11 protein-coding genes and 1 pseudogene are annotated in these 8,372 nt (G+C 51.2%); 10 read left to right on the top strand and 2 right to left on the bottom strand.

Annotated features, from left to right (window positions below):
* From CJU81_RS23290 to CJU81_RS23280, 3 genes are all read left to right on the top strand, one after another.
* The coding region (locus CJU81_RS23290) for a type II toxin-antitoxin system RelB/DinJ family antitoxin (protein WP_176464904.1) at nucleotides 1-158 on the top strand (158 nt) is incomplete at its 5' end.
* Nucleotides 145-432: a type II toxin-antitoxin system YafQ family toxin gene (locus CJU81_RS23285; RefSeq protein ID WP_024265236.1), complete on the top strand. Its 288-nt coding sequence runs from the start codon at nucleotides 145-147 to the stop codon at nucleotides 430-432. The genes CJU81_RS23290 and CJU81_RS23285, both read left to right, overlap by 14 nt.
* Nucleotides 433-478: 46 nt before the next feature.
* Nucleotides 479-913 (top strand): hypothetical protein, encoded by a 435-nt coding sequence (locus CJU81_RS23280; protein ID WP_024265235.1) that lies wholly within the window; start codon nucleotides 479-481, stop codon nucleotides 911-913.
* Between the two features lie 50 nt (nucleotides 914-963).
* Here CJU81_RS23280 and repM read toward each other — a convergent pair whose 3' ends face one another.
* Complete coding sequence (gene repM / locus CJU81_RS23275) at nucleotides 964-1,788, bottom strand: replication initiation protein RepM (RefSeq protein WP_024265234.1); 825 nt, start codon at nucleotides 1,786-1,788, stop codon at nucleotides 964-966.
* A 488-nt stretch (nucleotides 1,789-2,276) separates the two neighbouring features.
* On the opposite strand from repM, the gene CJU81_RS23270 reads away from it, so the two are divergent.
* From CJU81_RS23270 to CJU81_RS23260, 3 genes and pseudogenes are all read left to right on the top strand, one after another.
* Entirely contained in the window at nucleotides 2,277-2,765 is a 489-nt protein-coding gene (locus CJU81_RS23270) for a hypothetical protein (RefSeq protein WP_095038415.1), read from the top strand.
* A gap of 1,164 nt (nucleotides 2,766-3,929) precedes the next feature.
* Nucleotides 3,930-5,135 carry a hypothetical protein gene (locus tag CJU81_RS23960; RefSeq protein WP_141232633.1) on the top strand — a complete coding sequence of 402 codons (1,206 nt, stop codon included), beginning with the start codon at nucleotides 3,930-3,932 and terminating at the stop codon, nucleotides 5,133-5,135.
* 37 nt (nucleotides 5,136-5,172) lie between these two features.
* Nucleotides 5,173-5,691 (top strand): annotated as a pseudogene (locus tag CJU81_RS23260) (IS30 family transposase); the annotation flags it as partial.
* A gap of 155 nt (nucleotides 5,692-5,846) precedes the next feature.
* Here CJU81_RS23260 and CJU81_RS23255 read toward each other — a convergent pair.
* Entirely contained in the window at nucleotides 5,847-6,236 is a 390-nt protein-coding gene (locus CJU81_RS23255; protein ID WP_095038414.1) for a hypothetical protein, read from the bottom strand.
* Between the two features lie 271 nt (nucleotides 6,237-6,507).
* On the opposite strand from CJU81_RS23255, the gene CJU81_RS23250 reads away from it, so the two are divergent.
* The 4 genes from CJU81_RS23250 to CJU81_RS23240 form a co-directional block, all read left to right on the top strand.
* Nucleotides 6,508-7,071 (top strand): recombinase family protein, encoded by a 564-nt coding sequence (locus CJU81_RS23250; protein ID WP_024265240.1) that lies wholly within the window; start codon nucleotides 6,508-6,510, stop codon nucleotides 7,069-7,071.
* A gap of 19 nt (nucleotides 7,072-7,090) precedes the next feature.
* Nucleotides 7,091-7,249 carry a hypothetical protein gene (locus CJU81_RS24130; RefSeq protein ID WP_024265239.1) on the top strand — a complete coding sequence of 53 codons (159 nt, stop codon included), beginning with the start codon at nucleotides 7,091-7,093 and terminating at the stop codon, nucleotides 7,247-7,249.
* Nucleotides 7,250-7,821: 572 nt separating this feature from the next.
* Entirely contained in the window at nucleotides 7,822-8,112 is a 291-nt protein-coding gene (locus CJU81_RS23245) for a helix-turn-helix domain-containing transcriptional regulator (protein WP_024265238.1), read from the top strand.
* Nucleotides 8,113-8,189: 77 nt separating this feature from the next.
* On the top strand, nucleotides 8,190-8,372 hold a 183-nt coding region (locus CJU81_RS23240), incomplete at its 3' end, for a type II toxin-antitoxin system RelB/DinJ family antitoxin (protein WP_095038413.1).

Here is an 8,372-nt window from a genome sequence, read left to right as displayed (position 1 = left end):
TGATGATGACCCGTATAGCGCAGGAAAAGGCGCTGCCATTCGAGCCGTTGGTGCCCAACGCCAAAACCGTTGCCGCGATGAAAGAAGCCCGGCGCGGAAAGCTGCAAAAGTTCGCCACCATTGATGATCTGATGGCGGATTTGCATGCGGACGATTGAGAGAACCAGTCAGTTCAAGCGAGATTTTAAGCGAGAGGCCAAGGGGCCGCATCGAGCTGACTTGGAGCCGGGCGGCCTGTTCATCAAGATTGTCACTGCCCTGATGAATGACAAACCGCTGCCGGAAAAACATCGGGATCATGCTCTGACTGGTAACTGGAAAGACCATCGGGATTGCCATATCAAACCGGATTGGCTGCTGATCTACTGCAAGCCCGACGATGAGCGCTTGCAGCTTGTGCGACTCGGATCACACAGCGAGCTGAGCCTATGACCAGCCAGGCTAAAGAGTGTGACGCGTCATATGACGGTAGAGCACCATGCGTCACACCATAGATGAAGCCGCGTCACTGATCGGCAGAACGCGCCGGTCCATATACCGGGCAATGACCGAAGGCCGTATATCATATGGCTTAGAGTCCGATGGACGTCGCTATATCGACACCGCGGAGTTACTGCGTGTGTACGGTGCTTTCGAGCCAGCGTCACAGAGCGTCACAGTGGAAATGTCACACGGCGTCACAGTGACTGGCGACCTCGGGGAGATCATCGCCAGGGCGGTGGCAAAGGCCGTCGCTGAAGCGGTGGAGCCATTGCGGCAAGAGATCGAGAAGCTACGCCTTGATAATGCTGAGCAACGCCTTATTGAGCACAACCCTGAGCCTCAACCTGAAAAAGCGCCAACCCCGGGAAAGCCAAAATTACCCGGGCCTGCCAAGTCTTTTTCCGATCTACTGGCCGGACTGGCCGATTAGTCTCGACGGTGACGATCTAAACCCAGTCCGACCCACGTACATCAATCCAGTCATTCAGCCAGTGCCAAGGTGATCTGGTTGAGTCTGGCATGTGCTGCTTCCCAGCTCTCACCAGGACGAGCGCGTTTGGCAACCTCAGCGTCTGTCAGCTTGCCAAGCTTTTGCTTCACCGGCACGGATGTTGGTTCTGGTTTGATGGCAAAGATCAGATGGGTGACGGTGCGTCCGGTCTTGCGCTGTGTGTAGCTCACACGAATATCGCTGTATTCGTTGATTTGTGCCACGGCTGTATCTAGGACTCGCTTTTTAAAGTCCTTAATTGCCTTGTATTCGTTGGTAAGGCCGAGACTTTCGCGCAGATTAGCGAGTGCCAACTCGCGTTTTCCGATTGTGAGGTACTGCACCAGTAGCTCGTAGAGCCGTACAGCGTGAACGCTCGACATGCCACTGATTTTCTCCAAACGGTATGACGTGAACTCGGACTCGAGACGTGTGATGTAGGGGATCACCCGAGGGGCGAACGTCAACTGAATTCGGCCTGTTCCGTCGATGTAAGCCTTGTCGCTGATCCATCGGGTTGTGACAGTACGGTCCTTACCGGTGTCCGGATCGGTGTCATAGATCGTCACCGAGCGGTCGAACAGGTCGCCCATCGCTTCTTTAAGTTGTCCGTAAACCTTGGTTTCGTTGGTCCCGAATGCCTGAGCGAAATCGCTCGCTGCAATCGTGACTGGCTTATCTGGCGAAAGGCCCAGCTGTTCGTCGCGACTACGACTGATGGCAAACAGGATGATTTGTTGTTCGACCAGGTTGAGCCGGTAGCTAGCTTCGACAAGCCGGTTAGATTTGACAACAACTTCGCTTTTCTCAGCCATCAGTAGTCCTCGTGGGGAGATCCACCATAGCATAAAAAGGACTATTTAATACAAGTCCCTTAATACCGCAAATCTGTCCCTTTATGACCGCAAATCTGTCCCTTTATGACCGCAAATCTGTCCCTTTATGACCGCAAATCTGTCCCTTTATGGAGGCTGTATGCCACGTATTACGTGGCATACAGCCCGACTAAAAGCTTTTAAAAGCATTAAAAGCATTAAAAGCATTAGTCCGAGTTACCCACAGCCATTTTTCCCTCACATAACGAACAAGGAATGAATAAGCGCCGAGCTTGCGGATTTCATGACTATTTGGACACTTTAAGGCAGGCAGCGACGCAGGATTTATCACTATCACTGACCTCTTTTCTCGAAGCAAAGAGATCTTCGTGGGGAGCACGCAGAACTCGGAGAAAATCGTACGCTAAGCCGGGGCCGCGCTTAATTTGGCCTAAACTGATGACTTCAAGATAAGCAAGGAGCTGTAGATGCTACGTAAACGATCGATCCAACTGCGTGGGGAATTTAGTCTCGACTCCACAGAGGCAAAGTGGGTTCACACCATGAGAGACTCTGGAAGCAGCAGGGATGAAATGGTCGCTGCTTGGCAGAATCATATGAAGTCGAGTCCAGAATCCGCCACCCTCAGGGTTGACTACTATCTGGGAAATGTAGACGGCGCGGAAATTTTAAAACACCTTTCTCCGAAGGAGCCTACGTCTATTCAGTTCCAGGAAAAGGTTACTGACGGCTACTGGCTTAAAGCTCACGGTGTAGACGCGGAGTTCGACATTCTGCTCAAAACCCCCCACCTGTCTGAGACGGACGTTCACACCCTGCTGGCCAATCACCAAGAAAACCTGTGCTGGCTTGCTTATAAAAATTCCCACGAGAACCCCTATTACCCGCATCAGCTAGAGTCTGGCGTGATTGCCACGCCCATCTTGCTGGATGATATCAACCCCCTACTCCCTTAGGCGGTGGCTCGCCGTAAACGACTAGTTGAAGTACACCTCAACCGGGCGTCAGGCGAGTACTCGTTACACGTCAGAGTAGGGCCGCTTTCTGCATTTTCTGACGCTTCGGCACCAGGCTCTATGGCCTCAACCTGACAGGCCGAATGCTTAGCGTACGATTTTTTCCGTTTTCTCTATTGTTCCCAAGTATGCCGTCGGCGTGGCAATGAAAATTAGTTTCGGTGCGGCAAAGCATCGCTTCGAAGCCTGGCAGAAGGCGGGTGGCTTTGATCGCCAAAAGCTTCCCCTAGACTGAGTAACGGCCCAAATGACCAGCTCTGCTTTTCCTTGCACCTGGCCATTGTTTCCCAAGAGGTCGATGGAATGACACGACTGACGACGGCCTGAAACAGTCGGTAAATGAGCGACGGCTACGGAGTCGAGGGTTTCGCCAATGAATAACTCACTCACAGCCGAATCCTTTCCACTTCATCCAAGTTGATCTCATCGCAGCGACGGTCATACAGCTGGGTGGTGCGAGTGGAGGCATGGCTGGCCATCGCAGCCGCATTCTCCAGGGTTCCCTCGTTTTTCAGGTAGGCTGTGATCCCCGTGGCGCGAAACGTGTGATTGCCAATCAGCGTCTGGAGCCCGGCGCCAAGGCACGCTGACGCACCATGGCATGCGCGTTGGCCTGCAGCAGGACGGTAGCGCTTAACTGCCGAGTGCCGCGCTGAATCGTGCGAAACAGCGGGCCTTTTAGATCCGTCTCAATTCCCGTTTTCACCAGATACGCGTGCAGGTAGGCTTCCAATGAGTGATGGCAGATGGGTGGGGCGGTGATGCTACTTTAAAGCAGGAGGGCTTACCGTCATCCATGTCGCGTGTGTCGCGACCACCTTGCAACTAGGTGCCAATAATTATTGGCAATTAACGTTGAATCGGATCGAACACATCTTCTCGCGTCTAACTTTGAGATCTGCCATGCGAAATGAGCTCTCTGCCCTGCTGCTGGACCTGATCGATGTTCTAGAACAAGAGCACGGATCGCATCCGCTCGGGCGAGCAGCTCTGGTGATTGGCGGTCCGAACAAGTGGACGCGTTCCCTGGCGAAACTGACACGGCCCAGTTAATAGCGGCCTAGCCAACTACTGGTCGTTATTAAGTTATTAAGAGAGATTTTTATGAATGTTCATTATTTGATTGCAGCCATCACCATGATATTGGGAGTTACAGGGTCAGTCTTTGCGGGGGGCGGTGGTAGTTTAATCGCGTCTAATAGAGGTGATGGTAAATCCGCTTTTTCTACGTGGGAGCCGCTTGTAGAACAGAGTGATGCTAATGCACGCCCAAGGGTCTATGCGTCTGAAAATAATGTTTCGTCGAAAACATTATACATCGCACAGACTGCCCGAGAGCCATTGACAGGAGTTTCTCGCGTTTATAATGGGGAGCCAGAAACCATTATAAAACTTAAAGGTAAATCAAAAATTTACACTATAAAAAGTGTAAAGCAGGCGGATGCTGCACGTGTGCTTTATTTAATAGGCTCTAAAATAGGAAAAACTACAAATCATCCTATTAATGACAATGATAAATTTAGAAGCATAGAAATATCAGATAGACCTGGTGATACTACTTATGATGGAGTGACCACATTAAAAGCCAATGGTGATGTAGTACTCTCATCATCTATAACAAATAATGGATTCGTCGCTACTTACACAGCATCTCTCGAAGGACAGGATGAGTTACTCTTGGTTGGAACATTTCAAGGCGGTAACTCTTGCGATTCGTCAAGGCAGATAATAGTAGCTCGTAGTGGTGATCATAAGTACAACATAAGCCCTGAATTCGGAAGGTGCAGCCCGACGATTTATGATGATAACGGCACCACCTATTTTGTGTATGCGCCAGACGAATATAACGTCTTGACAATTGTATCCCTAGCCAGCATTCCGATAGATTCTGATGTAACTGATAAATCGGCTAAAACTATAACTGATGACGAAATTCTCGAAGATGCATTAAAATTCTCTAGGGAAAGAAATCGCTACATCAAAGAGCAAGCGACGGTAAATAAGATTGAAGCCGTAAAGGGAGTTGACTGGGCTCGAACAATGATGCGCTCCGTGATGATACAAAGCTCCATGACTGAAGATCAGTTCAGTAGATCAGTTAATCTTCAAAGGTTTAAATTCGAAAACCAAGTTTCCGATTTATTTGTTAGATACATTCAAGGGGAACTTACAATTGAGCAAGTATCAAAACAGGAGCGAGTTTTAGGCATGGAGGCTCGATTGGCCGGAGTAGTGGATCTAGACGAAGAAATTATATACGGATTTGTTAAAAATAAGCTGATGCTGAAAGGGGGTGGCGGCAAAAGCTGAGTGCAGCACCTGACCTTTCCGGTACGGTGCTGCCCCTATGTCTTATTCCGAACTCAGCGTTGAAGAGCGCGTCACCATTCAAATCGGTCATGCCCAGGGCCTTAGCCTGCGCAAGATTGCCTGCTTGATCAACCGATCTCCTTCGACCATCAGCCGGGAGCTGCGCCGCAACCGAGATGCCCGTGGTGGTTACTCGGCCCGTGTCGCTCAACAACAGATACAAACCCGCCGTCAGGTTTGTCGACCGATGCGAAAACTGTTGCCGGGTAGCGAGCGCTTCGAGTTGGTGGCCCATATGCTGCGTGAGCGTTTGTCTCCCGAGCAGATTGCCGGCAAGCTTCGCAGCATGAACATGCCCAATCTCAGAGATGCCTACGTTTGCCGCGAGACGATCTACAACGCGGTGTATGCCCTGCCGGTGGGCGAGCTGCGCAAGGAACTGATCGCTTGCCTACGGCAAGGTAAAGGTACGCGTAGACCGCGCGCAGGTGCTGTCGATCGGCGTAACCAGATACCGGACATGGTCAGCATCCACGTCCGCCCGCCGGAGATCGAGCATGGCTTCGGAGCTGGAGCATTGAACGTGTGAATTGTGTCACACATCGGGCAAGCATCCAGAACACCTTGATAAAGGTCGATTGTAGCGCCACAGCCTTTGCATTGAATTCTCATGGTAATGATCCTTGCATGCTTCGCCAGAGTTCTTGATTGTTATCTGGGCCTTGGGTCTGCTCTCAGGGAGTCATTAATAGGAGAGATGTTGCTTTGATGATGGTAATCCGCGTTGATCGCGGCATTAGCCATTGTTGCGGTATTCCTCTCAATCTGTATGAGTAGTTTGTTGTTCGAATACATTATTATCCACAACGCATAAATAGGAACGACGAACAAAAATGTCAGGATCAACCCGACGAACCCAAACAATAGATAGGACCCTGGTGATGTAATCGAAATGGTTGTCGCGCCAAACCCTAGGCTTACGCCGGAACCGGTATCACGATAATACGCTAATGCAATACCACCAAAGACTCCTAGCAGCATGGACAGCCAGATGTTCACGAGCACAATAACCTGCATCGTTTTGATGATTAGTGAATTCATAGCAAGACTCTATTGATCTCATTGGTATGAGATCTTAGGCGCATTGTAGGTCCGCTGACAATTTTTACATAGAAACGCAGACTTCAAAATGACGGATGCTTTTTTACACACTCTGGGCCGATAGTTGCCTGTCGCTCCAAGCCACAGTCGTCGCTTTACTCCTAAGTTATGCGACACACGCGCATCGTCAGGTTCTGAGGGCTTTCGTCTGTCGCATAAGTCAGTCGCAGGTGCTAGATTACCTGCAACGACTAATGCGACAGGTGTCCCCATGGAAAATGCAGGACAGCAGATTGGCTACGCTCGGGTTTCGACGCAAGGTCAGGAGCTGGAGCAGCAACGGATCGCTTTAGGGCAAAACGGTTGTCAGCGGATTTTTGAAGAGAAGGTCAGTGGGGCCAAGCAAGACCGCCCCGAACTTAGTCGGCTGCTCGATCACCTTCGCCCTGGTGATGTACTGACTGTGACGCGGTTGGATCGCTTGGCCAGGTCAACCACCGACCTGCTCCACATTGCAGAACGACTCAAAACCTTAGGTGCAGGTCTGCGTTCGCTTGCTGAGCCTTGGGCCGATACGACGTCTCCAGCTGGGCGTATGGTGTTAACGATCTTCGCCGGCATTGCTGACTTTGAGCGATCCCTCATTGGTGAGCGCACCAGTGCTGGCCGTGCTGCTGCCAAAGCTAAAGGCGTTCGATTCGGCCCAAAACCTGTTTTAACCCCAGAACAGATCGCCCATGCACGACAGCTGATCGACGGGGGGCAATCGGTTTCCGAAGTTGCACGGCTCCTAGGCGTTCATCGAGCCACGCTATACCGCGCACTGCCTCAATAGGTAGAACGGGAGAGACAGGATGAACAGCACGGATTCGGTACCGCGATTTATTGAGCCGGGCGACGACCAGGACGAGTGCCTGGCGCTGCCGCTCTACGTCACCCGCCAAGTCGATGACGAGACCCGGCGCGCTCAGGAGGCGCGCAAGCGGCTGTTGGCGGCTGCTGTACTGCAGTAGCAGAGGACCGACGCCTTAAACAACGGCTGAGCGTATGCAAAACAACCCCAAAAGAACGGTAGAAAAAGGCACGAGAACGGAAAAAGAACAGCAGGCGCAACGGATTAAGTCGGCTGAATAGGCGGGCAAGATAGGTGAAGTAGGCCTACCGGCCCACTTCACAGCTTGTCCATTCGCCTGCGGCTCAATGGAAAGTTTCGCGGGCGCGAAATGGTTACTTGGCCATTTGGGCACCAGTTGTATAACAAGTGCTATACAAAATTCTCCAGGTTTTGTGGGCTAAATCATTTGTTTTGTATCACAACTGTATAGCGTCAAAGAATTATTAGTTTTTAATAAATTTTTGAAAAATAAAGGTTTTTTCCATCGCCTGAGGTGCGTGATGTGTATTGAGATTTTGACCCTGTTAAGGGGGAAAATCTGGCTCTTCAAAGGGCGTAAAAATCATTCAGGTCGAAGACCGTGGCCAGTCGATGGCAGGTAAGGTGCAAAAGAGGTGCAGGGTGGGTGCAGGGTGGGTGCAGACCAGGTGCAAAACGGGTATAGAGCTGGTGTAAAGAGAGGCGGAAAGGGTGCAAAAAAAGCCATCGATCTACGATCCAGGGGCGGCGTTAACCAATCCAGAAACCAGGGCCGTGTTTATTGCGGATGCTTTAGCGACCGGCCATGCCGCTCATATTGTGGCCTCCATAGGTGTGGCTATCAGCGCATTTGGGGCGGCCAAAATGGCGAGTCTGACCGGGATCACCGTGGCAGATCTGGAGCAGCTCTTTGGTACCCATGGCGATCCGGACCTTTATCGCTTGATGAAAGTGCTACACGTGCTGGGGGTCAGTTTATCCGTGACTGCAAGAACGCAGTGACGCGTCACGTGACGGCACAAAACCATGCGCGACCCTTATATTGAGCTACACTGTGGCCCAATATAGGAGGACTACCCATGTCCACAAATGCTGTCGTTCGTGCTCGTATCGATGAGCACATCAAAGAAGAAGCCGCTGCAGTACTTGCGACAATGGGCTTAACGGTTAGCGATGCTTTCCGCATGATGATGACCCGTATAGCGCAGGAAAAGGCGCTGCCATTCGAGCCGTTGGTGCCCAACGCCAAAACCGTTGCCGCG

This window comes from Pseudomonas fragi (assembly GCF_002269505.1).
GTDB classification, from domain to species: Bacteria; Pseudomonadota; Gammaproteobacteria; order Pseudomonadales; family Pseudomonadaceae; genus Aquipseudomonas; species Aquipseudomonas fragi_D.
This window is presented reverse-complemented; position numbering and strand designations above follow the sequence as displayed.